Annotated in this window: 24 protein-coding genes and 1 riboswitch; of the genes, 11 read left to right on the top strand and 13 right to left on the bottom strand. The window is 61.3% G+C overall.

From position 1 onward, the window contains the following. Positions 1–297 precede the first annotated feature (297 nt). Genes ACFQ6Y_RS25660 through ACFQ6Y_RS25640 form a run of 5 tightly spaced genes read left to right on the top strand, consistent with a single transcriptional unit; the run spans position 298 to position 4,984 of the window. Positions 298–1,440 carry a hypothetical protein gene (locus tag ACFQ6Y_RS25660; protein WP_378638720.1) on the top strand — a complete coding sequence of 381 codons (1,143 nt, stop codon included), beginning with the start codon at positions 298–300 and terminating at the stop codon, positions 1,438–1,440. A gap of 1 nt (position 1,441) precedes the next feature. After that, positions 1,442–2,152: an alpha/beta fold hydrolase gene (locus ACFQ6Y_RS25655; RefSeq protein ID WP_378638717.1), complete on the top strand. Its 711-nt coding sequence runs from the start codon at positions 1,442–1,444 to the stop codon at positions 2,150–2,152. Positions 2,153–2,154: 2 nt separating this feature from the next. Next, positions 2,155–3,477: a histidinol dehydrogenase gene (gene hisD / locus ACFQ6Y_RS25650; protein ID WP_378638713.1), complete on the top strand. Its 1,323-nt coding sequence runs from the start codon at positions 2,155–2,157 to the stop codon at positions 3,475–3,477. Further along, positions 3,474–4,238, top strand: coding sequence for an SDR family NAD(P)-dependent oxidoreductase (locus ACFQ6Y_RS25645; protein ID WP_378638710.1), 765 nt, complete (start codon positions 3,474–3,476; stop codon positions 4,236–4,238). The genes hisD and ACFQ6Y_RS25645 overlap by 4 nt, the downstream gene beginning before the upstream one ends. Continuing rightward, on the top strand, positions 4,235–4,984 hold the full coding sequence (locus ACFQ6Y_RS25640) for an HpcH/HpaI aldolase/citrate lyase family protein (RefSeq protein ID WP_378546074.1): 750 nt from the start codon (positions 4,235–4,237) through the stop codon (positions 4,982–4,984). Before ACFQ6Y_RS25645 ends, ACFQ6Y_RS25640 begins: the two co-directional genes overlap by 4 nt. Before the next feature lie 122 nt (positions 4,985–5,106). On the opposite strand, the gene ACFQ6Y_RS25635 is transcribed toward ACFQ6Y_RS25640, so the two are convergent. Both ACFQ6Y_RS25635 and ACFQ6Y_RS25630 read right to left on the bottom strand, forming a co-directional pair. Continuing rightward, a complete protein-coding gene (locus ACFQ6Y_RS25635; RefSeq protein ID WP_378638706.1) occupies positions 5,107–6,714 on the bottom strand; it encodes an ABC transporter substrate-binding protein in 1,608 nt (535 codons plus the stop codon). Between the two features lie 134 nt (positions 6,715–6,848). Further along, on the bottom strand, positions 6,849–7,427 hold the full coding sequence (locus ACFQ6Y_RS25630) for a CGNR zinc finger domain-containing protein (RefSeq protein WP_378638703.1): 579 nt from the start codon (positions 7,425–7,427) through the stop codon (positions 6,849–6,851). A gap of 63 nt (positions 7,428–7,490) precedes the next feature. Between ACFQ6Y_RS25630 and ACFQ6Y_RS25625 the strand changes: the two genes are divergently transcribed. Continuing rightward, positions 7,491–7,868: a hypothetical protein gene (locus tag ACFQ6Y_RS25625; protein WP_378638700.1), complete on the top strand. Its 378-nt coding sequence runs from the start codon at positions 7,491–7,493 to the stop codon at positions 7,866–7,868. Between the two features lie 93 nt (positions 7,869–7,961). Further along, the gene (locus ACFQ6Y_RS25620) at positions 7,962–8,306 is read left to right on the top strand and encodes a hypothetical protein (protein WP_378638696.1); all 345 of its coding nucleotides are present in this window, start codon (positions 7,962–7,964) and stop codon (positions 8,304–8,306) included. Here the strand turns inward: ACFQ6Y_RS25620 and ACFQ6Y_RS25615 are convergent, their stop codons facing one another. Then, positions 8,307–9,518, bottom strand: coding sequence for a saccharopine dehydrogenase family protein (locus ACFQ6Y_RS25615; protein WP_378638692.1), 1,212 nt, complete (start codon positions 9,516–9,518; stop codon positions 8,307–8,309). It lies immediately after the preceding gene. Next, positions 9,511–10,509 carry an alpha/beta hydrolase family protein gene (locus ACFQ6Y_RS25610; RefSeq protein WP_378638689.1) on the bottom strand — a complete coding sequence of 333 codons (999 nt, stop codon included), beginning with the start codon at positions 10,507–10,509 and terminating at the stop codon, positions 9,511–9,513. The genes ACFQ6Y_RS25615 and ACFQ6Y_RS25610 overlap by 8 nt, the downstream gene beginning before the upstream one ends. 110 nt (positions 10,510–10,619) lie before the next feature. On the opposite strand from ACFQ6Y_RS25610, the gene ACFQ6Y_RS25605 reads away from it, so the two are divergent. Beyond that, positions 10,620–11,531: a PaaX family transcriptional regulator C-terminal domain-containing protein gene (locus ACFQ6Y_RS25605; protein ID WP_378638686.1), complete on the top strand. Its 912-nt coding sequence runs from the start codon at positions 10,620–10,622 to the stop codon at positions 11,529–11,531. Here the strand turns inward: ACFQ6Y_RS25605 and ACFQ6Y_RS25600 are convergent. The 8 genes from ACFQ6Y_RS25600 to ACFQ6Y_RS25565 all read right to left on the bottom strand — a co-directional run bounded on the left by ACFQ6Y_RS25600 (position 11,510) and on the right by ACFQ6Y_RS25565 (position 21,488). Next, the gene (locus ACFQ6Y_RS25600) at positions 11,510–12,124 is read right to left on the bottom strand and encodes a hypothetical protein (protein WP_378638683.1); all 615 of its coding nucleotides are present in this window, start codon (positions 12,122–12,124) and stop codon (positions 11,510–11,512) included. The two genes, ACFQ6Y_RS25605 and ACFQ6Y_RS25600, sit on opposite strands and share 22 nt — an antisense overlap. A 210-nt stretch (positions 12,125–12,334) precedes the next feature. Further along, positions 12,335–13,660, bottom strand: coding sequence for an aminotransferase class V-fold PLP-dependent enzyme (locus ACFQ6Y_RS25595; protein WP_378638679.1), 1,326 nt, complete (start codon positions 13,658–13,660; stop codon positions 12,335–12,337). A 53-nt stretch (positions 13,661–13,713) separates the two neighbouring features. After that, positions 13,714–13,828, bottom strand: a riboswitch (SAM riboswitch). 60 nt (positions 13,829–13,888) lie between these two features. Continuing rightward, entirely contained in the window at positions 13,889–15,424 is a 1,536-nt protein-coding gene (locus ACFQ6Y_RS25590) for a PucR family transcriptional regulator (protein ID WP_378638676.1), read from the bottom strand. Next, entirely contained in the window at positions 15,421–16,479 is a 1,059-nt protein-coding gene (locus ACFQ6Y_RS25585; RefSeq protein ID WP_378638673.1) for a DUF917 domain-containing protein, read from the bottom strand. Before ACFQ6Y_RS25585 ends, ACFQ6Y_RS25590 begins: the two co-directional genes overlap by 4 nt. A 6-nt stretch (positions 16,480–16,485) precedes the next feature. Next, a complete protein-coding gene (locus ACFQ6Y_RS25580) occupies positions 16,486–17,610 on the bottom strand; it encodes a DUF917 domain-containing protein (protein ID WP_378638670.1) in 1,125 nt (374 codons plus the stop codon). Next, on the bottom strand, positions 17,607–19,208 hold the full coding sequence (locus tag ACFQ6Y_RS25575) for a hydantoinase/oxoprolinase N-terminal domain-containing protein (RefSeq protein WP_378638667.1): 1,602 nt from the start codon (positions 19,206–19,208) through the stop codon (positions 17,607–17,609). Before ACFQ6Y_RS25575 ends, ACFQ6Y_RS25580 begins: the two co-directional genes overlap by 4 nt. 29 nt (positions 19,209–19,237) lie before the next feature. Next, on the bottom strand, positions 19,238–20,605 hold the full coding sequence (locus ACFQ6Y_RS25570; RefSeq protein ID WP_378638663.1) for a purine-cytosine permease family protein: 1,368 nt from the start codon (positions 20,603–20,605) through the stop codon (positions 19,238–19,240). 151 nt (positions 20,606–20,756) lie between these two features. After that, complete coding sequence (locus ACFQ6Y_RS25565) at positions 20,757–21,488, bottom strand: SDR family oxidoreductase (RefSeq protein WP_378638659.1); 732 nt, start codon at positions 21,486–21,488, stop codon at positions 20,757–20,759. A 244-nt stretch (positions 21,489–21,732) separates the two neighbouring features. On the opposite strand from ACFQ6Y_RS25565, the gene ACFQ6Y_RS25560 reads away from it, so the two are divergent. Beyond that, positions 21,733–21,873, top strand: coding sequence for a hypothetical protein (locus tag ACFQ6Y_RS25560; protein ID WP_003941170.1), 141 nt, complete (start codon positions 21,733–21,735; stop codon positions 21,871–21,873). On the opposite strand, the gene ACFQ6Y_RS25555 is transcribed toward ACFQ6Y_RS25560, so the two are convergent. Further along, a complete protein-coding gene (locus tag ACFQ6Y_RS25555; protein WP_378638654.1) occupies positions 21,861–22,187 on the bottom strand; it encodes a hypothetical protein in 327 nt (108 codons plus the stop codon). The genes ACFQ6Y_RS25560 and ACFQ6Y_RS25555 overlap by 13 nt on opposite strands. Positions 22,188–22,245: 58 nt before the next feature. Here ACFQ6Y_RS25555 and ACFQ6Y_RS25550 point away from each other — a divergent pair, with 58 nt between their 5' ends. Both ACFQ6Y_RS25550 and ACFQ6Y_RS25545 read left to right on the top strand, forming a co-directional pair. After that, a complete protein-coding gene (locus tag ACFQ6Y_RS25550; protein ID WP_378638650.1) occupies positions 22,246–22,650 on the top strand; it encodes a hypothetical protein in 405 nt (134 codons plus the stop codon). Positions 22,651–23,078: 428 nt separating this feature from the next. Then, complete coding sequence (locus ACFQ6Y_RS25545) at positions 23,079–24,932, top strand: BCCT family transporter (protein ID WP_378638646.1); 1,854 nt, start codon at positions 23,079–23,081, stop codon at positions 24,930–24,932. The last annotated feature ends 39 nt before the right edge of the window (positions 24,933–24,971 follow it).

Genomic DNA, 24,971 nt, shown 5'->3' with positions numbered 1-24,971 from the left:
CCCGGCAGAGCCGAGAATCCGCACTATGTATACGGATCATAGGCGGTCGACTGACGCGCGCGGATCCGACAGCGAGCTGTATGCGAGTCAATCGAAAAGAAGTTCTCCGAACAGGGACGATGCTGAGAAATCGCCGCCATTTTCCAGAAAAGGGACCCAGGGCATTGACACAACAACCCTCTGTCGGCCTACTATGCATACGTATAAATGCGTAGCTTCCAATCGCGCCGAATCATCAGCACGACGACTGGAAGCCTCCTATGCACGACAGTCCAACGAAGCCAATTGAGAGGTCCCATGTCGTCCGACGTAACTGTCACCATCGAGGAACTGGCCCGGCGCACCATCCGCCAGAATGACTTCGTCTCCTGCAACCAAGCGTTCATCGATTGCCGCACTCCGGGTTCGGACCAGAAGAAGAACTACTCCATGATCGGCCGAGGGGTCACCCAGAGTTCCGGCCAGGTTGTAAATCTCCGTGAACCTCACGGCTTTCAAATCGGTGGCGCGGCCATGCCCAACGGCGTAACCAACAATCTGCACCTGCATTTCACCGCCGAAGTGTTTCTCTGCTTCCGCGGAGAGTACCTACTCCGATGGGGCGCCGACGGCACAGAGGGCGAAACACTGCTTCGCGAAGGCGAAATTGCATCGATCCCGACCTGGATATTCCGCGGTTTCACCAATGTCGGACCCGATGACGGAATCCTCTTCACGGCCCTCGGCATGGACAACACAGGCGGTATCATCTGGGGCCCAACTGTTCTCGAAGAGGCAAAGGGACACGGACTGTATCTCAGTGCCGAAAATACGTTGATCGACACCATCGCCGGTGACCAGCTCCGTGAGGACACACCACTGATGGAGCCGATCAGCGCCGAGCAGATCGCCGGGCTGCGCAGATTCAGCGTCGAGAAAATGGCTTCTCGGATCGCCACCGCAGACAACATAGACTGGTCCGACCGAGCACTGTTGGACTCTCGGATCGCCGGCGGCGGTGCGGAACTCGGACTTGTCATCGGCTTCGGAATGACCGAGGATCTCGACCAGGAACCTCGCATCTACAACCCGCACGGCCACAACATCGCTTGGCTGAGAGCGCAGCCACAACAAGGCGTTTCACTACACCGCCACAACGAGAACCAGGTCCTCATGGTCAAAGACGGCCGATGGGAAGTCACCGTCAACCGTGGCCCGGACTCGCGCACCGTGACCCTCGAATCCTGGGACATACTCTCCATCCCCCGGGGCGCGTTCCGATCCATCCGTAACGTCGGAGAATCGACGGGGTTGATGTTAGTGGTCAACAGCGGCGACGGTCGCGTACGTCTGGAATGGGACGAGGAAGTGGTCAAGGCCGCGGCAGATGCCGGCGACGCCCTGGACCACAACGGCTACGTGGCACCATACGCACTGGTCCCACGTAAACTAGGAACCTGAATTGAACACTCTGCCAGTCGTTCTCGTCCCGGGAATGCTCTGTGACGCCGACCTCTGGACAGAGATCAGGTCTGGACTGGACGCGCACACCGTCATCGCGTCGATCGACGCCACGACAATCGGCGCAATGGCTGAGCAGGTCCTCGCCTCAGTCGAAGGACCGTTTGTCCTCGCCGGGTTGAGCCTTGGAGCGATCGTCGGGTTCGAGGTACTCCGAATTGCACCCGAACGGGTGACAGGGTTCTGCGCCTTGTCGACCAATGCCGGAGCACCGACAATCATTCAGCATCGAACCTGGAACCGCATGGCAGCTCAATGCACCAGCGGCGACTTCGAGCAAATCGTGCGCGACATCCTGCCGACGATGTTCGCCGACGAAACACCCCCACCGAGTTTGGCCAACAGATTCACCGCTATGGCTGCACGGGTCGGCCCGGTCGTTCTACAGCGGCAACTTGCCGCTCAATGCACGCGTGTTGACGCAATACCCGAATTGCGAAATGTCACTTGCCCCACTCTGGTTGTCTCGGCAACGCGAGACCAACTGTGTCCCGACTATTTTCACCGAGACATTGCCGACGCTGTCCCCCGCTCACGCCTCGAACACCTACACGGAGCCGGCCATCTCAGCCCCTGGGAACAGCCGGTAGAAATCGCTCGAATGATCAATAGCTGGCTTCCCGCCACCTCTGAATCCATCACCCAGGAGTAGACATGCCCCAAGTTTTGAAGAACCCCGTTCCCGCCGAGTCCGTACGACGCGATCGAACAGAAGTAAGCGAGCGAGTGTCGTCGATCCTCGACGACATCCGGACCAATGGCGATGCAGCCGTGCGTAAATGGTCGACAGAGTTCGACAAGTGGAGCCCAGAGTCTTTCCGCCTATCGGCAGCGCGCATCGAAGAGATCATCGCGGGTGTTCCTGACCAGGTAATCGAGGACATCAAGTTCGTTCAGCACCAAGTGCGTACATTTGCACAGCATCAGCGAGACTCACTGACTGATTTCGAGATCGAGACTCTTCCCGGAGTTCATCTCGGCCAGAGGCACATTCCGATCAACCGGATCGGCGCATACGTCCCGGGCGGACGCTACCCATTGACTGCTTCCGCGCATATGACCATTGTGACGGCGAAGGTCGCGGGTGTACCCAGCGTCGCCGCCTGCACACCACCTATCCGCGGCGAGATACCCGCCGCTACTGTCGCAGCGATGCACCTCGCCGGAGCCGACGAAATCTATTTACTCGGCGGCGTCCAGGCGATCGGAGCGCTTGCCTGTGGAACCGAAACCGTCAACCGCGTCGATCTTCTGGCAGGTCCGGGCAATGCATATGTAGCTGAATCCAAACGTCAACTCTTCGGCGAGGTCGGAATCGACCTCTTTGCAGGGCCAACCGAGATCCTGATCATTGCGGACGAACACGCCGATCCGTTCGTCGTTGCGGTCGATCTGCTCTCACAAGCGGAACACGGCCCGGACTCCCCCGCAGTCTTGATTACCACCTCGGAAGAACTGGGGCGCAAAGTCACGAAGCACATCGACGACATTCTTCCGGACCTGCCTACCAAAGACTTCGCCGAACCTGCATGGCGCAACCACGGTGAAATCATCGTCGTCGATTCACTCGTCGACGCCTACGCGCTCGCAGATTCCTACGCGAGCGAACACGTAGAGGTCCTCACCGAGAATCCTCGCGAAGCCCTGGCGACGATGAGCAACTACGGTGGTCTCTTCCTCGGCGAAGGTACCTGCGTCTCCTACGGCGACAAAGTGATCGGCACGAACCATGTTCTCCCTACGCGTGGTTCAGCGCGATACACAGGTGGCCTCTGGGTTGGAAAGTACCTCAAGACGGTGACGTACTCCGAGGTGACCGACAAGGCGTCCAGCGCACAGTTGGGTGAGGTTTGCGGGCGCGCATCGCGCGTAGAACTGTTCGAGGGTCACGCGCGCTCAGGTGACGTTCGCGCCGCCAAATACGGTACCGCAGAGCTTAACTGGAGCGATCACTACAACGCGAGCGTATCACTGTGAGCGAGTACATCAGAGGTCGTACGGCGTTGGTCACAGGAGGCGGTAGCGGCCTCGGAGCGGCCATTACGGCGGAACTGGTGAAGAACGGTGCACGAGTGATCGTCGTAGGTCGCAGCCGCCACAAACTCGACTTGGTCGCCGCAGCCAACGGAAAAGCAGTTCGCGCCGAGACATGCGATGTTGCACAGGCATTTTCTGCCGACGAACTCGCGGAAAAACTCGCCGATGAGGACGTATCGATCCTGATCAACAACGCCGGCGTACCAGGCCCAGTTGCCCCGTTGACTGGAATTGCCACCTACGATTGGGACGACGTATTCGCTGTCAACGTGCGCGGCGTATTCCTCATGTGCCGCGCCTTCCTGCCTGGAATGATCGAAGCCGGACGGGGGGACATCATCAACATCGCCTCCGTCTCCGGGAAACGTCCACTCACAGGCAGAACCCCATACTGCGCGTCGAAAATGGCAGTAATCGGTTTGACCACCACCCTCGCAACCGAAGTCGGCCCCTTGGGCGTAAACGTCAACTCACTCTCGCCGGGGCCGGTGGACAGTGCGAGGATGCACCGCAACTTCACCCTGGAAGCCGACCGGACAGGCGGAACCTACGAGGAAGCAGAACGCGCGTTCGTATCTCGGTCAGCTCTCGGCCGAATGGTCAGCGAGGAGGAGGTGGCGACGGCCGTCACTGCGATGCTCTCAATGCCGGGCCTATGCGCAGCCGATATAGATCTCTCCGCCGGAATGGTGGCCCGATGAGGGCGAAGTTGCGCTCTGGTGAGCACCTTCTCGGCGTCCTGGTCAGGATGCCCTCGGAGGAACTGGTCGAAATGGCCGGGGTCGCCGGCATGGACTACGTGTTCATCGACTGTGAACACGGCCCCGCAGATCTGATTGCCTTGAGACAGCACATCACTGCAGCAGAACTGCACGGCATGGATGTTCTGGTGCGCGTCGGGCAAAACGAGCCAGCGCTGATCCAGCGGGTTCTCGACCACGGTGCGGCGGGAATTGTCGTGCCGCACGTCGACAGCGCGGAACAGGCTCGCACGGTGGTTCAGCAAGCCCGGTACGCCCCGGTCGGCGACCGAGGCTTCGCCACGTACGGGCGGGCCGGGCGTTTCGGCCAGGTACCAGCTCGCGAACACTTGCAGGCAGATGTCGACCGAACCGTGGTAATCGTAATGATCGAGTCCCACACCGGCTGCGCGAACGCCGAAGAGATAATGGCAGTTCCTGGGATCGACGGCGTTATGGGCGGCCCCGCCGATCTCGCATTGTCGTTCGGTGTCGACGGTCCGCACGACATCCGCGTATTGCAAGCACTATCCACATTGCACAATCAAGCCGCGGCCGCAGACCAGAAGCGAATGGAGATCGTTTCAAGTGCGGAACAGGCACGGCACTCATTCGCAGCGGGGGCACATCTCGTTGTCGTCAACCTGACTCATGTGCTGATGAAGACTCTCGACGGGCTGGTCAGTGTAGGCAGAGGCTCGCCTTAGCTTCGCGCCGATCCGCGGAACTATCGAAAAATTCTCCTTCGCCGCACGTGGCGATCCCGTTCGGACAGCGGATATGGGCACCAACTGACGAGATCGGTCGGTGCCCATATATCAGGCCCGATCTACTTCAGGACCCGTATCGCCGAGCCCGGAAGGATTCCGCTCGACGGCGGGTAGATCGACGTCGCGCCGTTGAAGAACATGTGTGCGGGAGTCGTCGACACCGGAAGCAGGTCGATGTCGTTGAACAATGCCCGCTCACTTTCCTCCCACACCTTGCAGGACTCATCGCCCGGAAGAAGCGAAGCCTGAGTGGACAATTCGATGTACTTCTTGTTGTCGAGCGAAGCGAAGTTCACTCCTTCGGGCTTCGGGGGACCGGTGAAATACTTGGCAAAGATACTGGGTGTGTCACTGCCCAGCGTCAAACCGATGGAGACGTCCCACGACGAGAGGTCAGTGGTGCTGAACGTGTTGGCAATGACGAAGCTGTAGTCGCCGCCGGTCAGTTTGACCTTGGCCCCCAGTCCTTCCCATTGTGTCGCTACGTATTCCGCGGCGGCAGAGTTCGTATCGCGGGCATTGTTGAAGATCACGTTGAGGGTAAGCGGTCGACCGTCCTTTGTCAGGACGCCGTCGGGACCCGCCTTCCAGCCGGCGTCGGACAAGGTCTTCTTGGCTGCGTCGACGTCGAACTCGGGAATCGTTCCTTCGACACTGTTGTAATCGCAGGCGAGGGGTTCCGACACCGCGAGTGCGCGTGCGCGGGTTCCCTTACCTCCGCTGGTGATCTCGGTGTAGTCGTCGAGATCGACGGCTTGCACAAGAGCCTGTCGCACAGCGCGGTCCGCCGTGGGCAGAGACGCGAAATGATTGAAGATGAACTCACCGGACAACGTGGTGTACGTCTTCGAATCAAGACCAGCTGCCAGCACTCGCTCCTCGTCCGAACCGGTCACCGCTGCGGCATTGACCCCGCCGGTGAGAACAAGATTCGCCGTCGTACTGGGATCGGTGACAATCTTGATCGTCACTGTCTTCGGCACCCCGAGAGTGTCAGACGTGGTCTCGCCGTTCGGACTCCAGGTGTAACCGTCGCGGCGTTCCATCGTGATGTGATCGTTCGGAACAACTTCGGTGACCTTGAACAGACCCGTGCCGTTGCTACTCGAACGGATGCTGGCCGGATCTTCGAGCGTCGCGGCACACGGAAGCCGCAACGCGCCGACTCGAGAGAGCAGGAAGGGGGCGGGTTCGGCGGTGGTTACCGTCAGTTCGTCACCGTCCGCTGAGGCCGAAGTCGACATCGGCACAGTGGATCCGCGTAGCGGTGAAGCATTTTCAGGATCCATGACCCAATTGATGTCATCGGCCGCGGCTTGTGCGGTGAAGGAAGTGCCGTCGGCACAGGTGATGCCCTTCTTGAGCACGAACTTCAGCGTGTTTCCTTCTTCCGTCCAGCTCTCCGCCAGGTACGGACGCACAGTGCGTGTTTGCGCATCGACGTCGATCAACGAATCGTACGAGTACGCGTTGACGATCTGCGTCGACGTGAGATTGGTGATCAGAGGATGCAGATTTCCGGGATCGGCGTTGATGACAGTCGTGAAACTGCCGTCCTTTGCATACTCACCGACCGAGCCTTCGGGGCTGGACGCACCGCCACACCCAGCCAGGGTGAACACGCCAACGCTGATAACTGCTGTCGCGGAGACAGAACGAGCTTTCATACGAGCCGCCATCTACTAGAAGTTGCCATGGCGACAATGGTGCGGGACTGACGTGGTCTGGATCTCGTTGAAGTGACCCATACACTCGGCCGTACTCTGTTCGATTGTCACTATCGACCGGGCAAGCACAGCGACTATGTATCACGCTGCCGTTGACGGTGATTCGCGACGTTGATTCGGTTGCCGCACAACGCCGGCATGCAGTAGCGGCGTCGCCCTCCCCGGCTTGTATCGACAAACACCCCGTTGCACGTCGGCGATGCACATGGGCGGAATCGTTCGTACCCCAATGTGCGCAGAGTCCCCAGCAACGAGTATCCGATCAACAACGTGAGTTCACCCGCGAGATCGATTGTGTTGTCCGGTACTGCATTCCACCGATAGCAGTTCTGGGAATCTGGCGTGAGTCGAACATGATGTGGGACGGTCTGCAGGAGTCGATGAGTGCGATCAACGAGCTCATCAGAAGTCGGAGCATCGAGAATCGAACGAATCCCCTCTCTGAGTTCCTTGACGTCGGCAAGTTCACCGCTGGTAAGCCGATGCCCGTTGCGGAGCGCGTCCGGCGAGAGTCCGTGTTCATCCAGTAGATCGTGAAGCGTCTGGGCATCCGGCAACGCGTCACCGGCCTCCACCCACACTCGGGGTGAGGTGTTGACCAGGTCCGTCGCAAACGACGCACCGGATACGTAATCGTCTAAAACTACTTGCATCCCTTACCTCCCTGCCTTACCGTAATTGAATAACCTAACTTTACACCTTACGGAGGCAGCGGGATGGAACACTGCGCAGACCACGGACTGCCCGAGATACTCCGAGACACCCACCACCGATTGCGCCGCGCCGGCACCGTGGCAACGCAGACACCTGTCGTCGCCGCCGATCTCTACTGGTCCATCGGCGCGCTCGCCCAGTGTCTGACCGCCATGGACGAGGTAATTTCACAACTGGGAATCAACGCCCGAAAGCAGTTGCGGGCCGGAAAGTTCGATGTCGAGGGCGGACCGTTCGAAGGACAACCCGACGCTGCCCTGCTCACCGCAGTTCTTGCGCTCGCCCGAGCATCGAGCAGTTGTGAACCAGTTCAGACGGCAATCGGCAATGCCCAGATCGCGGTGAGCGATCTCGTCGTCTCAAGGCCCACCAGCACTTGACGCCCGCGCTCGCAGCCTGCCCCGATAAAGACTGTATGGTTGGTTTTCAGGCAGCCGCCGAGAGCATCGACCAGCAGGAACCGGGTTATCACTGTGAGTGCAGGAGCATCGACAATCTACGAGGACCGAACCGTCCGGATCGACAATCAGGGCGTGACGATCCACCACTACTACTTCCCGTTTGTCAGCAAGTTCGTCCCGTACTCGCAGATCGAATCCGTCGACCTCGGAGTCATGTCGTGGCTGAGCGGACGCCTACGAATCTGGGGAACAACAGATTTCAGCTCGTGGTACAGCCTGGATCTTTCACGTCCGTGGAAGGAGACTGCGGTGGTACTCACCCTCACCGGCCGTGGAGCACCCTCGTTCAGCCCCAAAGACGCAGACCGAGTCGACGCCGAAATCCGCAGTCGCATCGGATCGCACGCCGCGAACTGACTAGCGGAACTCGGATTCGACGGTAACGATCTCCCTCCAATCGGTTCGATCGAACAATCGCGCCAGCGCTGTGAACAGAACTTCCGGATCGATGACACTCTCCGGTGAGTGCACACCGACCCGATCCGAAATCGTTCCGTCGGCCAGCCGGGATACGACCTGAGCAAGGCCCAGCGCCAAAGGGATTCCAGTCACACGGGCCATGTCCGACAGCAACTCCGACACCGGTGAATCGTCTGCAATCCGGGCCACGACGCGCATCGCTCTTCCGTCGAACGTTCCTGTCGCCGAGGCGAAGAACAACGGCAGGGATCCGTGGTCGGCACGCGTGAGCATTCGAGGTGCAGCGCGGATCATCCGCCGGAGCGAGGGCTTGCCCAATTCTTCAGCGGCCGCGTCGAGATCGATTATCCCCTTGTCGATATCCGCACGGAGGACGTCGAGAAACGCAACAGTTTCCGGTGTGATCACCATGAGATCAGCCGAATGGCCTGAGGGACTGAAGGTCCGATGAAACATCACCGGCTCAGGATGCCCGACCACGTAAGCGTTTCCGCGGCGTCCGCCGGGCAGTTGCAGTGCGATGGAACGTAACGGTTCTTCGTAGACGATTCGACCCGCACGAACCACCGGAACCTTGCCGCTGATCTGCTGCATCCAGTGAACGGCAGCGGCACTGACGGCATCCACCGACTCGTCCTCGCCGTCGACATCAACCGGCCAGGCTGTGTACAGATCGTCGACCACGCCCAATCGCGAGACTGCCATCGCGGCCAGGAGGTTACTCATCCCGGGACTTGCGCCCATGCCGACTACCGCACAGATTCCGGCTTCCCTGGCAGCACCGTCCAATTCCAGCATGTCGACGGCCGGCTCCCAGTCGTCGCAGATGTCGAGATAGTGAGTCCCGGTCTCGATCGCTGCCTGGAGAATGCCGACGCCGAAACGGAAGAACGGTCCGACCGTATTGACGACCACGTCTGCGCCGTCAAGCAATTCACGTAGCGTGCGACCGTCCGTGACGTCGATGCTGCGCGCCTCGACTTCCGCTGACGCCTGCGCCAGTTCAACTGAAAGACGCTTCGCAGCATCGATATCGCGATCCGCGACTACTACCTTGCCGATTCCCGGCAATGTTGCGGCCAGACGAACTGCTGCCGAGCCCATGGCACCGGCACCGCCCAGAGCGACAACCGTGATTCCGTCAGCCATGAATTCCCTCCAAGAATGCAGTCTGTTCTGCTAGATACCCGGGGGTGAAGATCGAACGGGGAGCAAGGACGGCCACCAGAGCGGACCTCACTTCCGAGTCTTCGAGATCCTTGTCCACGATCGAATGCGTAGCGTCGGGGTACTTCTTGACCACCAATTGCCCTGGAGTGTCGAGCAATTCGCGATACACCCTTTCGGTGTCTGCCACGTCGACGTTGACGTCTTGTCCGCCGACAATCAAGAGCACCGGAACCTTCACGGTTTCGAGATCGGCTCGCGCATCCGAGAGGTAGTTCTTTCGGATGAAGTTCCACCGGTCTTCGGTGAGACCGTCAGCCTCGCCGGAGGCCACGAGATCGCCGAACGATGCATCGCGTGCCAACTGATCCAAGTTCTTCGAGCGGTCGACCCGCGCTTTCTCGAACTCGTCGGCCGACGCATTTCTCTCGGAAAGTTCGGCAAGGGTATTGAATTCACCTTGCTGTAGCCAGTTGATCGCGGGGCCCACGGCAATGACGAACGCGACGCCCGGGTCGAGGTTCACCACCTTGGGCATCACCCACCCTGCCTGGCTGGCACCCCACAGACCGATCCGCGAGCGATCGATATCCGAACGCCCCCGCGCCCACGCGATTGCCGCTTCCGTTTCCGCCGCCCGATCGTCCATGTTCTGATCGAGCCAGTTGCCCGGCGCCCCGTTCACCCCCGGCTTGTCCCAGGAGAGTGACGCGTACCCCGCCTTTGCGAATGCCTCCCAGAGCGGCCGATAGAAGGTGTCGTGTGTTGCATCGATCGGTCCGTCTCCGTGGACGAAAACCACGAGCCCGAAGGGGCCGTCACCATGCTCGGGCAATGCAAGGACTCCCTGGAGTGGCACCGATCCCCCAGTGATCGTCACTTTTTCCTCGCGGATGTCGTAGCTGTTCTGGTACAGCGTCCAGCCCACAAGTCCAACGATCAGGACAACGACCACTGCCAGGGAAGTAACCACCCACCTGCGCAAACGAGGGCTACTCTTCCTCTCACTCTCCGATTGCACTGCCATCTTCCCGCCCTAACGTACGAAGTGAAAACGATCGTTTTGACTTCGATAGTACAGTTATGGGCGAAGATGTCGAGACGCGAGGAAAGGGCAGGGCGATGACCGACAGAGACGTCGATGTACCCACGAGGATTTTGATCGAGGGGCTACTGCGCACGGACGGAACTGTCGACGGGCACACCCTCTATGCCACCGCCGACGCCCTCGGCAAAACAGATCAACAGGTTCGGCTGTGCATCAAACGGTTGGTCACCGAGGGAAAGTTCACTCAGGAAGGTCGCGGGCGGCAGTCCACGCTACGAGCAACACCGAAAGCCTTGCGGGAGATGGAACCCGACGTCGATTTCGTTCGGCTGGCCTATCAACAAGATCGCACCACTGCGACACCGTGGGACGGATATTGGCATCTGGTCGGATTCGCAATTCCGGAGTCGTCACGGAAAGCACGAGATGCGCTGCGCACCAGGGTCGTTTACCTCGGCGGCGCGCTCGTCCAGGGCGGTCTGTACGTCTCGCCGCACGCCTGGGAACCGTACGTTCTCGATGCGGCCGCCGAACTCGACGTCGAACAGCACCTGTCTTCTCTCACCACTCGAGATCTGAAAGTGGGCATGCACGAAGACCCGGTGAAGATTGCCGCGCAGTTGTGGCCATTGGGCGAGATCGCTGACGGATATGAACGGCTGCTCGACGTAGCGACCGCACGCCTGCACAAACTGCAGAACACTCCGGGCACCGATGCTGTCACGATGACCATCGAGCTCGCGGCGGAGTTCACGCGAGCCATGGAACCGGATCCGCTACTGCCACCGGAATTACTGCCCACCAACTGGATCGGCAAGCGGGCGCGCTCCGTCACGGCACAGTGCTGGACGCTGCTGGCACAGGTGGACGGCGTCGACAAACTACCGTCGCTGTTCCACCTGTACGCAGATGCAATCGGTGGCGATCAGGACGCGAGCGTGCGCTGACGGGGCGGCAGTCCGAAACGGCCGAGGACCTCGTCGACTGCGGTGGACGGTGTCACCAGGCCGCGGTCCTGGAGCCACGGAATGGTGCTGTCCACCAGGTGCTCGAGAGTGCGGGGTAATGCGAGAGGCAACAACGTAACGCCGTCGGCGACATCGGCAGCTCGGATATCGGCGATCAAACTGCCGAGACCGGAAGGCGTTCCGACGTAGTGAAGCGAAACGGGAACCCGCGGCGCAGTCAAAGCGCTGTCCAACTGTGCAAGCTCTTTGCGAGCGGAGCGAGCCTCCGGCGCGATCAGAATCTCGAGATCGACCAGTACTGCGACGCCGTCGGGATCGCGTCCTTCTTCGGCGACGGCAGCGCGTATCCGTGCACGTTCGAGCTGTGCCTCACGCAGATCCGCAGCGCGAATCCGAACCACATTGGTAGGGAATGAAGCTAAATCGAGAGCCTTTTCGCCCTCGGTGAGGTCCACCCAGTAGTCGCCGCCGATGATGGGCAGGTTGCCGGGTGCGCCCTCAGCGGCCGGATGGTGACCGGATCCGGTCAACTCGACCGCTACGTGCAGAGAATGCGAAGCGAGTGAAGACATGTGAGACCTCCGAAAATCAGAAAAGTGTGGGATGAGCGAGACGAATCGTCAGCTCGAACACATTCCTGACGAGGTGCGGCACAGATCGACATGGCGACGGCACCACTGACCGAGAGTGATACTCACTCTCGAAGGAGTGGCGGGAAAGTCCGCTGGTGCCATGGCTGCCATGCTAGTTGTCCGTTCGAGTTTTCGGGGACCGAGCTCAGCTCAGACGCACTCGGCTGCGCCGGCATTGTCGTCTGCGGCTCCGAGGAAGGGGCGGGTCTCGGGCACGGGGTTCCACGCACCGGCAGTCTTCGCGTAGTTCCAATCACGCTGATCCGAAACCAGGATGTTCACGGCGTCGACCAACCGCGTCACATCGTCCGAGCTGCTACCGAGGCCGAGGCTGGCGCGAACTGCACCGCCGGAGAGGCCGAGGCGTGCGAGAACTGGATGTGCGCAGAAGCGACCGTCGCGAACTCCGATGCCGTGCTCGGCGGAGAGGAATGCGGCGATCTCGCCCGCTTCGAATCCGTCGACGGTGAAGGTGACGATTCCGACGCCGTCAGGAGCGTCGTTCCACAGCCGTACGAGTGAGACGCCCTCGATGGCGGACAAGCCGTCAGTGAGCTGGGCGGTGAGTGCCTTCTCATGCTCGGCGATGACGTCGAAGTCCAGAGCGTGCAAGGTTTCGCATGCGGTCGCGATTGCTGCGGCGCCGAGAACGTTGGGCGAACCGGCCTCGTGGCGTGCGGGCGCGCAAGCCCACTCGGTGGATTCGATGGTCACCTCACGCACGGCGCCGCCGCCGGCGAGGTACGGCTGAGCCTCGTCGAGCCAGTCACGGCGTCCGACCAGAACGCCGGCGCCGAAGGGTGCGTACAGCTTGTGGCCCGAGAACGCCACGTAGTCGACGCCGCATTCCTGCAGGTCGATGCGGCGGTGGGGAGCCAACTGAGCAGCGTCGACGAGGATACGTGCGCCGCAACGGTGAGCGATGTCAGCCAAGCGTGCAATCGGCAGGATCTCACCGGTCACGTTGGAGGCGCCGGTGATTGCGAGCAGTGCGGCAGGCTTGGTGCACAGTTCACCGATCAGACGCTCGATGGTCTCTTCGATGGTGTCTGCGGCGGTGACGATACGAGCGTCGTTCCACGGCAACAGGTTTGCGTGATGCTCGACGTCGAGGACAACGGTGCTGCCGGGGACACACTGAGCCAGCAGGTTCAACGAATCAGTGGTGTTTCGGGTGAAGACGACGACCTGATCGTCGGCACAGTTCACGAAACGAGCAACGGATTCACGAGCGTTCTCGTAGGTGAGGGTGGAGATCCGGGAGGCGTAGCCGGCACCGCGGTGGACGCTGGCGTACGTGGGCAACAACTCGGCAATACGGTCGGTGACCTGGGCCAATGCCGGCGCACTGGCGGCGTAGTCGAAGTTGGCGTAGGAGCATTCGCCGCCCTGAACCAGCGGAACCTGCAGGTCAGCACCCGAAACCTTGGCGATCGGAGCGGTGCAGCAGGTGTCGGCACTCAATACAGCAGTCATCGAAGACAATCCTCACGTTCAAGGACTCGTTCGTCGGGAGATGGCCCCGGAAGAGTCCGCGCTTGCCGCATTCGTTTTCGAACGCAGCCGGGTCGTCACCCGGAGCACCCCACCGCGGAGGAGGGTTGCCGACCAGCAAGCCGGGGCTGAACACTGGTACTCGTGACCTGGCAACGAGGATGGCAGGAACGTCCCGTGCTTGTCAAGACGAAGCTGCGAAGCCCGTCGTCACGGCGTAATCGTCCGGCAGGCGAGGTGGAGTGCAAGCCTGGTTTCCGGATCGGCCAGATCCACCGAGAGAAGGCGCTGAATTCGATCGATCCGACTCGATACGGTGTTGCGGTGCAAGCCCATTCGAGTTGCGGTGTGAGCCAGAGACGATTCTTCGTCGAGGTACGTCGAGAGAGTCTCGAGCAACTCTCCACTCGAATCTCGTAGCGGCGCGAGCAGTGCCGCGGCGGCGGGCTGAAACGTGTCGGTTCGCGTCCACGCCAGCAGCAACTGCGCCAGCCCGAGGCGGTCCACGTGCAGGAACCGGCCGGTGTGCGACCGGGAACCGGCGAGGCGAGCGGCATCCCCCGCCTCCGACAGAGACGCTCCGATACCGGCAGGGCCATCGTGCGCGCGTCCCACTCCCACCCACGTCTCCATTGTGGGCTCCAACCGCGCTTGAGCTGCGCGAATACGTTCGGCGATCCTGGTGATCGCCTCCGGTCGCGGCTCACCCGGCAGAGTCGTCCACGCTGCCCAGCCGTCAGCCTGTTCCACAACGTTGGCGTCGATTCCCTCCGCTGCGAGGGCGTCTGCAACCTCAGTGCGCCTGGCCACCAGGTCAACCTCGCCGATGGCCAGGACTTTGATGCCGATGTGCCAGCCGTCCAGCGCCCAACCGGCGTCGAGTGCGCGCCTGAGCAGTCCGGGCGTGGCGTCTGCGGACGTGTCGACGAGTTCACCCAGCAACGCGCTACGCCGACGCGCTTCGCGCTCGTCGACCATACGCGCAACGGCCAGCCGGTGACCGACAGCCAACGAGGCCACATCGAGAACGACTGAGAGAGAAGCCTCTTCGACGCTCTGACGCACCGGGAGCAGCACCGCCAGCCAGGGCTCTCGGGCTGCGCCGGACATCACCGGGCACGCGATCAGAACCCCGCCGGAGTCCAATTCGACAGTGGTGGGCGCCCCGCGGCCCGACAACGTACCTGCGGCCGCTCGATCGTCGTCCGACAACAGGTCAGCACCGGTCAGCGGACGTCCGGACGAGTCCAGGAGAATGAACGAACGCTGAAAGGTGTTCAGTAACAACGACAGAAGATTCTCGACGCTTCCACCGGCACGCTGGCCCGCGTGTGTCGCCCGCAGTACCGCGTCGGCCATCACCGCCCGCGAATTCGAGAGAAGATCACGAAGATCCACGCTGAACTGCCACGGGTCGGACACTCCGAGCACCACCAGTCCGAGCCGATCGGCGAGCAACGTGAGACTGGCATCCTCTGCCGCAGTGCTGTGCACAGCGACCACCTGGCATCCGGTCGCCGCCGTTCTTCGAAGGAGAGCATCGAATCTCCACTCTCCGATGTCGATTAGATCGAGAATCACCAGAACTGATCCTGAACTCGCCGTACCCGACACGGCCTCGGCCGACTGTGTCGATTCCCCGGTGAGTGCTCCCACTGTCGTGACGACGGGATCACCGTTGCCGGCAAGTCGATACAACCCGACAAAAATCGGGTTGTTCAGCAACGCCGAAACACTCGCGCTCATCGCGCCTCCATCAGCACTGCGTCGTGGTCGATCCCGAATGCACGCGGGCCGACAACTTTCAATCTGCTTACATCTTCGGCCCACCACTGAGGGCAGGGCAGAACCAACACGGCCACGTCCTGGCCCTGGTGCACGGATTCACACGAGACGAAGGCGCCGGTCCGGACGTCGAGCAGTGTCACGATGTCGGGGCACGTCGAGATCATCTCGCCGTCCAGCGCGACGGTCAGGAACTCACTTTCGAATTCGACTCGAATCACCGCAGAACCGTGTTCGAGAATCACGTTGCCCCGACGATCGCCGGCGTCCGGGTGACCACGACGCACCGCACGCACTCGGCCTGTCCCCCGTACCCGTGCTCCGATGGCCTCGGCGATCTCCTGCCAACTGCCGAGGGTCCCGATGTGCTGACCGAGTTCGTGTGCCCGGGAGAGAGTTCCCGGAATGCACGCCTCCTGCACAGTCCGCGCATCGATCGACGCGATGGCCAGAGCGCCCCAACCGCTGGTTCTCCCGATCAACGACCGCACTGCTACCTCGGCGCCCAGCACATCCACTCCGTCGACGACGGTAATGAGGCCGCCGGGCTGGGCGAGGGTGACCGGGCACAATTCCAAACCGGCTGCGGCGAGAGAGAAGTGATCGAGCCGCGGCATCGCTCGACCCAGCAGGTCCGCGTCGACCACGGGAATTCTCAACGCCAACGCCGCCGCAATGCCGGAGAGAGCGTTGAGTCCACCGCCTTCGAAAGTCATCACCGCGGTCGGACGCTTCCCGGTCCAGCGCGTCAAAGCTGCTGCAGTATCTGCAAACTCACGACCGGAGGGCAATTGCTCCTCCAAAGCCAGGGCCGATCCGACGATCCCCACCGGCATCACCAATGCCTCCTCCGGCAATTGGTCCGGCGCGATGACCTCCACCGAAGTTGACGTCATCAGTGGACGCAGCATTTCCACGAACAGGCGTGGATCGCCGCCCCCACCGCAGCCCAGGACCACCGCCCCCGCTGCGATCGCGTCGAGGTCGGCCTCCCGGACCGCGTGCAGGGTGCTCACGGCTCGCTATTCTGCCAGCACGGGTCGCTCGAGCGTCTCCACCGGCAGAAACGGCCGATCGAGTCCGAAACTCGCCGGTCCGAAAACCGCCAGTGCCTCCGGTGTTCTCATGATGGGAGGAGTAGCGATCCCGATCACCGCAACGCGCTGCCCGTACCGCAAGCCCTCGGTGGTGATGGGTTCGGCAGTGTCGGCCTCGACGATGCAGATCAGGTCGGGCACGATCGCCACCATCACTCCGGAGTGCTGTACTCCGGACTGCAGGGCAATCAGATTTTCGTTCTGGAATTGAACCTCGAGTTGCTCGTCTCCGACGCCGGCAATCCGCACCGAACCCCGAGCGAACCCCTCGTCGGTTCGCCGGTCGACATCGATCACCTTGCCATGAAAGAGAACTCGCCCGTATCCGTAGAGCGTGTCGGCGAGACTGTCCACCAGCGCCAGCACCGGATCCACCCGCTGCTCACGTGAAAGCCTGATGGACCGGCCGATGGTCAAGGCCAACGACAGAGTCCGTGGGATCGCCGTGCGCTTCACATCCGCACCCGTCATCGAGTACTGCGCGATGTGCGCCATCCCACCGAACCTCGACGTCACCCCGCGGGCGAGGCCTTCCAATCTGCTGTTGTCACTGCCGGTGTCGAAGATCGCCACCTCGTCGTGCTCGTTCGCCATGGCGAGCGGACTCGCCGAAATCCCGTACACCGAGAAGGTTTCCATCTCGAGCTGAGGAAAGGCTCGTCCCATCCCGTCGGCATCGACAACCGGCAGGCCGCGCCGTGCGGCCACCAGCAACGGAATCATCGAATTGATCCCGCCGCACTCCATCGGCATCGTGGCATCTGCAGTTCGCCCCGTGTGCTTCTCCAACGTGATCAGCGCCAGCTCGGGTTCTGTTCCGCGCGGCATCTTTTCGACCACAACGGTCGGTGCACCCATCTGAGCGACGGGAATCACCCACGCGTCGTCGTCGAGTTCCTCCGGATCGAGAATAGTGATTTCACCGGCTTCACCGAGCGCCTGCGTGACCAGCATCTTGCCGACGAACGGATCTCCCCCGCCGCCGGTGCCCAACAAGGCAGCGCCCCTGGCGAGGTCGTCGAGGTCCGCCGTGCGTAGTGTCCAACTCATCGTGAGCCCTCCTGACCGGTGGAGACCAGACCACTGTGCAGCGCCAGGTCGCCACTGTGCAGTGCCAGATCCCCGACTGCCTTCACTCGAATACGTGTTGCGTTGCCCGGCAGATACGGAATCGGGACCTCGTCGAACTCCACGATCTGCACCGACTCGGGCCGTGCGCCTGCGGCGACTGCCCGGTCGATCGCCTCCTGGCGAGCGTCGTCGGCAAAGACCTGCCGGTGCCCGTCTCGCACCGCTTCGACACGGTCGACTTCACCACTGACCTGCGCGATCGCGGCGCCGATGGCATTGGCAACGTCGAAACGCTCAGGGCGAATCACCGCGCCAAGGCCGGGAAGTTCGCGTTCCAGCAATACTGATCCCCCGCCTACCGCCACCACCGGTAACGGGTCCGACGTGGTCCGCATCTGCTCCACGGCGTCGGCGACTCTCCTCGAGATCCGTTCGAGAGCCGTCGACACCAACCCGCGGTCGAGGTGTGCCACCGCACTGTGGTCGCCGACGTCGGCCAAACCCGCAGCGACCGCGATATCTGTAGCGGTCAACGTGTCTCCGCCGAAGACGAGTGCTCGTGAGCCCAATTCGTACCCCACCGATTCCGGCCCCACCGTGAGCCCGTCCGCATCCACCAACGAACCACCACCGATACCGATCGAGAAGACATCCGGCATGCGGAAGTTGGTCCGTACTCCGGCGACCGTCACCTCGGTGGTTGCTTCCCGCGGAAAGCCATTGGTCAGTACGCCGACGTCCGTGGTGGTACCTCCGATGTCGATCACCGCACAGCTCGCCAGACCGGAAAGCACAGCGGCGCCGCGCATGGAGTTGGTCGGTCCTGACGCGAAAGTTGCTACCGGATAACGTCTTGCGTACTCGATGTCCATCAAGGTGCCGTCGTTCTGACTCAGATAGAGAGGTGCGACGATGCCGTGCTCGACCAACGAACGGGCAAGACCGTCGACGATGTGATCGGCAAGCTCCCGCAGTGCTGCGTTGATGATGGTCGCGTTCTCACGCTGGAGTAGACCCACTCGCCCGATCTCGTGCGAGAGCGAAATTGCGACGTCCGGTCCGAGTTCCTCGCGCACGATCTCCGCGGCAACCGCTTCGCATTCGAGATTGACTGGCGAAAACACCGAAGATATTGCGACCGAACGTGTACCGCTACGAGCCATGTCGGCGGCATGGCGGCGGATCTCGTCGGGATCCAACGGTGAAATGCGACGACCGTCGAACTCGTGCCCACCGTGAGCGAGGTAGTGCCTTCCCTGCACGGCGGAGACCAGGTCACGTGGCCACCCCACCATCGGGGGCAGAGCCGCGGTCGCCGGAAGCCCCAATCGCAGAGCCGCAGTGGGAGCAAGCCCGCGCTGCTCGATGAGAGCATTGAGAAAGTGCGTCGTCCCGATCATCACAGCTTGAACAGCATTGGGAGAGAACGAGTACTGCTGCTGCAGCGCCGTCAGAGCTCCGCCGATGCCGCCGGTGATGTCTTTGCTGGTCGAGTGTTTGACATGCCCGATGACGGTGGTCCCGTCCATCAGGACCGCGTCGGTGTTTGTACCACCGACGTCGATTCCGATTCGCATCGTGAACTCCTGTCTACAGTTTATGGTCTCTAGTGAGTGAGAGTGGACGAGCCCGAAGGTTCCTGCGGCGCTTCGGTTGCGGTGCGTCCGACTCCGCGAATCAGGCCGAGTCGACCCGCGACGACGTAGAGAACGAACGCCGAGGCCACCGCGTTGATCGACGGCAGTCCGAAGGTGCTGTAGTGGCCGATCAGCGCCGAGACGATCCAGATCACCAACGTGGCCGGTACCCAGGTGGGCGCCGAACTCGGAAGGGTACCGGCGGCGCGGCTCTCCTCCAGATCCTTGCGCCAGGTCTTGACGATGAAGTATTCCGCCACCATGATCCCGGCGATCGGCGGGAAACCGACGCCCAACAGGATCAGGAAGTCGGTAAACGAGTTCAGGATTCCGGCAGCGGCAAGGATCGAACCGGTAACGCCCACAACCGCTGTGACAATAGCGCGGTTGATCCGTCGACCGAACACGACGTCGATGAAATTCACGATGCCGAGGCCGGAACTGTAGAGGTTCCAGTCGTTGATCTTGAAGGTGCCGAGAACGATGATGAGAACGCCGACCCAACCGACCGATGAGAGAATGATCGTGGCGATGTCGGAACTGCGAACGGCATGGGCAAGAAGAACACCGGTCAGCCCGATCACGTATTCACCCAACGTGATTCCGACGAGCGTCTGCTTCACGACATCGCCCGCCGTGCGGTTGAAACGCGTCATGTCGGGTGTGATCACAGCTCCGGCAATGAAACCGCCTGCGACGATGGTGGTTCCGGCGAGGAAGCTGAGTTCCGGCCCGGCTGGAGCAGATGTCATCAAATCGGACAGCGAGTGATTGCGCAGTTCGGAGATGACGGCCCAACCGACCAGGATCAGGAACAGCGGAACGGTGATGTTGGCGATCAGTTGCATGGATCCGAACCCGCGAAGGACTATCGCGGTGATCAGGAGACCGAAGGCCAAAGCCCACGCCCACTGCGGCAGAAACGGCATGATTCCGTGCAAACCTGATGCAGAGACAGCAGATTGAATGCCGAACCAGCCGATCAGGCTGACCCCGATCACCAGACCGATCACCGCGGAACCTGCGTGCCCGAATCCACACCAGCGTGCGACCACCGATGTGTTGAGCCCTTCACGAACCCCGATGATGCCGATGAAAATACAGACGACCTCGAGAATCACCGCCCCGACTGTCAATGCCCAGAAGGCATTCCAGAACGTCATACCGTAGCCGAGCGTCGCACCGAGCAAGAACTGTGCGAGTGCCGATACCTGACCGAATCGCTGTACTGCCACCGAGAACCACGAATACCGTGCTTCGTCGGGAACGCGGGTGAGCGCGTAGTCGTCACCGTCGGACACCTCTCCGCCTGCGGCGGTTGTTGATGCTTTGTTCATGACGGACTCCTCGAATAGTTGGGAAGTGTTCTCGGAGAAGACGGTACGAATGTGGCCGGGGTCACGCCTATGGGCGAATCGGCGTTTCTTCGTGTTACGACAATGCATTTCGCACAGTCGTCATTTCACACAGTCGCCACATGGCAAGCGTCTAGCGCAACGCGTACCCGCCGTCGGGGTACAGCGTGGAACCCGTTGTGTACGTGTTGGTGAAGAGATAGAACACCGCTTGCGCGATCTCGTCTTCGTTCCCGACGCGCCCGAGCACGTTGTTCTCGGCGCTCCAGGTGAACGCCGCCTCGCGAACCTCTGCCGGGCGCTGAGCCCAGAGATGCCCGTCGATGGTTCCGGGAGCGACGGTGTTGACACGAATGGGAGACAGTTCAACGGCCAGCCCGCGTCCGAGCCCCTCGATTGCCGCATTGGCCGCAACGTATGCCGCGGCAGCCGCAGGTGGTCGCACACTGGCGGCGCCGGACATGAGGACCACCGATGCGGTGGGCGTCAGTTTGTCGAGCGCAGCGTGCACTACGCGGTACTGTCCCCAGAACTTGGATGTGAACGGCGACGACGCTTCCTCGACGCTCTGTTCACGGAACGAGCCGACCTGGTAATCGGCAGCCGTGGTGAAGAGAGCGTCGACGCTGGGGATGTTGGTGAAGAACGCTTTCACCGAGTCGTCGTCGGAGGTGTCGACGGTGAACCAGTGCACAGCCTCACCCAGCTGCGCGGCCGCTGCTTCGAGCTTGGATGCGGTTCGGCCACCTAGAACTACCTGCGCGCCGGCGTCGACGGCAAGCTGCGCCACTCGCAGCCCGATGCCAGTTCCGCCGCCGATCAGTACGACGGTCTTGCCTGAGAGAGAAGAAGGTGTCGTTGTCATGCAGCGACTGTAAGGCTCACCGAATTGTCCCGACATGTGCAGAATGCACAGATTTCACTACGACACAGTGCTAAGTATCGAGACTTAGCTGGTAGAGGACACCGCCCCCGGGGATCTCGCTTGACGACGTTTGCTGCGTCGAAACTGCCTTCACATGTACTCCTCCTTCGAGTTCGCTTGTAACAAAACAACTCCCACGACCGAAAATGTCGGTGAACCACAACCGCGAAGGGAAGTAACGAATATGGGATCAGCAGATGTCATGGCCTGGCTCGCCGAGGGTTACCTCGCCGGCGATCCGATTCGCTATCCGCTCTACGTCGGATCGATGTTCCTCGCGATGCCGTTCCAACTGATCGGCGTAATTCTGGGTCACCCCTTCTGAATCGTCACATCGGGCCAGGGCGGTCGACGTAGAACGGCCAGAGTTGCGATCACCGCGGCAGCCAGCCCGATGAACTCCCCCATCAAAGCCGCCCTGGTGTGATCGACAGCCGGTGACCACGACGGCTCGCCCTCGTGGATCGAGAACACTCCAACTGGCACCGGAATCGGGTCGCCGCGCCACCGCCGATGCAGACGCGAAACCGTGATGATCGTTGTTCCGTCGCTGGTCTGGTGAGGTTCACCGAAGATCGTCGAGGTCCCTGATTCCGCTCGTGCTCGCTCCACCGCATCACGAATCTCCATGGTCCCCATCGTCGCATCGAAACAGCAGGGTCGCATCGAAACAGCAGCACTGTGCGAGTATCGATCGATGGCCGAATGGTGGGTTCCGAGCAGGCGCGTCGAGCGATGGGGTCAGACGATTGGCCTCGTCCTGCTCATAGGCGTAGTCGGTCCGAGCACCATCCATACAGTGGCTACCGAACCGACAACGGGCAACTGGGTTCGCCTGGCAATCTGGCTTTTCGCGACGGCCGGATTTGCCTACGGCACCGTCCAAGCCTGGCGAAACAGGAACAAACCTCAGTCGGAGTGGTGGGAAGGGCCAACTGCCCCCACCGAAATACCCGCCGACGACGTCCGTAACGCACTCGCGTCGACAGACGACCGCATCCCGGCAATCAAGGCACTACGCGAACTACATCCGGGCTTGGGTCTGAAGGATGCGATGGATCTGATCGACGCCCAGCGGGGCGAACAGGGCCCGCATCACTGATAGTTGCGACCATCACAATCACAGTTAGGTATCGAGACCTCACCGCCACGATCGAGCGCGCACGCAAGGAGTTAACCACCTGACAGACAGGCTGTTTCGCCGAGTTTGACAAATACGATCAATCGGTGAGCGTCGACTCGACCGGTTCAACTCACCGTACCAATCGTATTCGTCGTTCAGCATTCCACTGCTTACCCAATGACACTATCGCCCAACGGTTTACAACAGGATCAACGGCAGTCAGTGGGAATTCTCGCGACAGTGCAGCACCTTTCGTCCAGTTGAGTTGACCGAAACTTGACGTTACGTTGAATTTCAAAGCAATAGCCCGGTCTTGACCTGCGATGGTGTGAGCGAAACGCCCACCTACGCGTGACACGTGGCCGCCCGAATGGGCGCTGTGAATGCCTGAACGTTCGAGGAGTGGAATGACTGCGGTCAAAACTGCGTGGCGTGAACTACGGAAACCCGTGTTCATCCCCGCGTCGATAGTGATCTTTGCCCTGATCGCCTTTGCCGTGATCTACGCGGGAACCGCCGCGGACGCTTTCGAAACGCTCAACAACGTGATCAGCGACGGCGTCGGCTGGTGGTACATCCTCTCGGCCACCGGTTTCGTGATCTTTGCGCTGTACTGCGGAATCAGCCGCATCGGCAACATCCGATTGGGGCGCGACGACGAGCAACCCGAGTTCGGCATGCTCTCGTGGTTCGCGATGCTCTTCAGTGCCGGGATGGGCATCGGCCTCGTGTTCTACGGAGTGGCAGAACCCCTTTCGCACTATGTGACCCCACCCGTCGCCGGGCAGATCGCGGGATCCACGGACGCCGCAGCCAATCAAGCGATGGAACTGACTCTGTTCCACTGGGGCCTGCATGCATGGGCGATCTACGTCGTCGTCGGTCTGGGTCTGGCATACATGACTTATCGCAAGGGTCGCCCGCTGTCGATCCGTTGGCTGCTCGAGCCACTGCTCGGACGCGCTCGTATCGAGGGAAAGATCGGCCATGCCATCGACGTCGTCGCCATCGTCGGCACGTTGTTCGGCGTCGCGACGTCACTGGGCTTCGGTGTCCAGCAGATCTCAGCCGGCCTCGACTACCTCGGCTGGGTGGAGACCGACAACTGGTTGGTCATCACCATCATCGTCATCGTGACGGGTATGGCCACCTTCTCGGTCGTCTCCGGCGTCACCAAGGGCCTCAAGTGGCTCTCCAACATCAACATGATGCTCGCCGCAGCGCTGGCCCTGTTCGTCCTGATTCTGGGACCGACACTGTTCCTGATGCAGTCGTGGGTGCAGAACCTCGGCGGATACGTCCAGGCCTTGCCCGAACTGATGCTGCGCACGTCCCCGTTCGCCGAAGACGGCTGGCAGGGCGCCTGGACCATCTTCTACTGGGGTTGGTGGATGAGCTGGGCACCGTTCGTCGGCATGTTCATCGCGCGCATCTCACGTGGCCGCACCATCCGCGAATTCGTCTTCGGTGTGCTGCTGGCCCCGACGCTGGTCGGGTCGCTGTGGTTCACGATCTTCGGTAATTCCGGCATTCTTCGTCAGCGCAACGAGGGCACGATGCTCGACGCATCCGGCGCAGTCGACACCAACACGTCACTGTTCACGCTTCTCGACGGACTTCCGCTCGGAACGATTTCGAGTGTCCTCGCGATCGTCGTGATCGTGTTCTTCTTCGTCACATCCGCCGATTCCGGCTCGATAGTCATCGACATCCTCGCGACGGGTGGCAGCCTGGAAACTTCCAAGATCACCCGCGTCTACTGGACGTTCCTCTCCGGCGCCGCCGCCGCGGTTCTCCTCATCGTGGGTGGCAGCGGATCGCTCACGGCGCTGCAGACCGTTGCCATCGCCACCGCCGTGCCGTTCTCGGTCATCATGGTGCTTGCATGTCTGTCGATGCTGAAGGCCTTCCGGTACGAGGTCGCTTCGGCACCGCGCTACCTGCGGGTTTCGACAAATACCTCGGCGTCGACCGACGTTCCGCAACCCACCGAGAAACGGCTCCGCGATCTGAGAATCTCGTCCACCTTCGCCGGGCTCACCCCGTCGCAAAGCGGGATCACTACGGAGCCCTCCGACGCCCACATGCTCGTCGCGGTGCACGAAGTTCCCGCCCATGCGGTCAACATCGACCCGGATACCGGCGCTGTCGACTTCTCCGAGGATTCGAAGGTCGTCGATCCGCTGGGCGGAGAGGTGTTCGACACACCCGAGTTCGCCGACTCGGCGGAAGGCCACGCCCAAGCTGCCAGTACGGACTGACCGGCACGTTCGGCATGTTGCATTAGGCATATCTGTTCA

It is taken from the genome of Rhodococcus sp. NPDC056516 (assembly GCF_042794655.1).
GTDB lineage: Bacteria > Actinomycetota > Actinomycetes > Mycobacteriales > Mycobacteriaceae > Rhodococcus_F.
The sequence above is the reverse complement of the archived record's forward strand: the minus strand, read 5'-3'. Positions and strand labels throughout refer to the sequence as shown.

What these genes read in the sequence shown, in the direction of transcription:
- ACFQ6Y_RS25590 (WP_378638676.1), bottom strand. Translation starts at nt 15,424, where the DNA reads ATGAGCGCGAGTGTTTCGGCGTTGCTGAACAACCCGATTTTTGTCGGG.
- ACFQ6Y_RS25600 (WP_378638683.1), bottom strand. Translation starts at nt 12,124, where the DNA reads ATGTCTTCACTCGCTTCGCATTCTCTGCACGTAGCGGTCGAGTTGACC.
- ACFQ6Y_RS25635 (WP_378638706.1), bottom strand. Translation starts at nt 6,714, where the DNA reads ATGAAAGCTCGTTCTGTCTCCGCGACAGCAGTTATCAGCGTTGGCGTG.
- ACFQ6Y_RS25605 (WP_378638686.1), top strand. Translation starts at nt 10,620, where the DNA reads ATGGGCGAAGATGTCGAGACGCGAGGAAAGGGCAGGGCGATGACCGAC.
- ACFQ6Y_RS25660 (WP_378638720.1), top strand. Translation starts at nt 298, where the DNA reads ATGTCGTCCGACGTAACTGTCACCATCGAGGAACTGGCCCGGCGCACC.
- ACFQ6Y_RS25550 (WP_378638650.1), top strand. Translation starts at nt 22,246, where the DNA reads ATGGCCGAATGGTGGGTTCCGAGCAGGCGCGTCGAGCGATGGGGTCAG.
- ACFQ6Y_RS25565 (WP_378638659.1), bottom strand. Translation starts at nt 21,488, where the DNA reads ATGACAACGACACCTTCTTCTCTCTCAGGCAAGACCGTCGTACTGATC.
- ACFQ6Y_RS25575 (WP_378638667.1), bottom strand. Translation starts at nt 19,208, where the DNA reads ATGCGAATCGGAATCGACGTCGGTGGTACAAACACCGACGCGGTCCTG.
- ACFQ6Y_RS25640 (WP_378546074.1), top strand. Translation starts at nt 4,235, where the DNA reads ATGAGGGCGAAGTTGCGCTCTGGTGAGCACCTTCTCGGCGTCCTGGTC.
- ACFQ6Y_RS25555 (WP_378638654.1), bottom strand. Translation starts at nt 22,187, where the DNA reads ATGGGGACCATGGAGATTCGTGATGCGGTGGAGCGAGCACGAGCGGAA.
- ACFQ6Y_RS25560 (WP_003941170.1), top strand. Translation starts at nt 21,733, where the DNA reads ATGGGATCAGCAGATGTCATGGCCTGGCTCGCCGAGGGTTACCTCGCC.
- ACFQ6Y_RS25545 (WP_378638646.1), top strand. Translation starts at nt 23,079, where the DNA reads ATGACTGCGGTCAAAACTGCGTGGCGTGAACTACGGAAACCCGTGTTC.
- ACFQ6Y_RS25615 (WP_378638692.1), bottom strand. Translation starts at nt 9,518, where the DNA reads ATGGCTGACGGAATCACGGTTGTCGCTCTGGGCGGTGCCGGTGCCATG.
- ACFQ6Y_RS25570 (WP_378638663.1), bottom strand. Translation starts at nt 20,605, where the DNA reads ATGAACAAAGCATCAACAACCGCCGCAGGCGGAGAGGTGTCCGACGGT.
- ACFQ6Y_RS25630 (WP_378638703.1), bottom strand. Translation starts at nt 7,427, where the DNA reads ATGCAAGTAGTTTTAGACGATTACGTATCCGGTGCGTCGTTTGCGACG.
- ACFQ6Y_RS25595 (WP_378638679.1), bottom strand. Translation starts at nt 13,660, where the DNA reads ATGACTGCTGTATTGAGTGCCGACACCTGCTGCACCGCTCCGATCGCC.
- ACFQ6Y_RS25625 (WP_378638700.1), top strand. Translation starts at nt 7,491, where the DNA reads ATGGAACACTGCGCAGACCACGGACTGCCCGAGATACTCCGAGACACC.
- ACFQ6Y_RS25580 (WP_378638670.1), bottom strand. Translation starts at nt 17,610, where the DNA reads ATGAGTTGGACACTACGCACGGCGGACCTCGACGACCTCGCCAGGGGC.
- hisD (WP_378638713.1), top strand. Translation starts at nt 2,155, where the DNA reads ATGCCCCAAGTTTTGAAGAACCCCGTTCCCGCCGAGTCCGTACGACGC.